This is a genomic window from Rhodococcus sp. A14 (assembly GCF_011603105.1).
GTDB lineage: Bacteria > Actinomycetota > Actinomycetes > Mycobacteriales > Mycobacteriaceae > Rhodococcus_F > Rhodococcus_F opacus.
Genome location: NZ_JAAOQS010000349.1, coordinates 1 through 261 on the forward strand (window position 1 = coordinate 1; position 261 = coordinate 261).

Sequence of the window (261 nt, forward strand, 5' to 3'; positions counted from 1 at the left end):
TCCACCACCGCGGGCGCGTCGGGTGTGCGCGTCACCTGCGCACCGAACATCGACACCAGTGTGTCGGTGGTTGTCGCATGATCGGTGTGGTTCCAGTCCTCGAGGATCAGCTGTTTTTCGTCGGCGTTGAGGATGTCGATGTCGCCGACCCGACTGTCCGTATCGGCGATGATGGTTTCGAGGACACGCAGGTATCGGTTTAGCAGGGCTTGGACGTATGGTTCGTCGAACAGGTCGTGGAGGTAGGTCAGGGTTAGTCGG

The 261-nt window shown here is 60.2% G+C and carries 1 protein-coding gene; it reads right to left on the reverse strand.

Annotated elements, in window-relative coordinates; translation table 11 throughout:
* Positions 1 to 261 (reverse strand): hypothetical protein (locus G9373_RS45790; protein ID WP_167121428.1); only part of this gene is annotated, 261 nt, incomplete at both ends.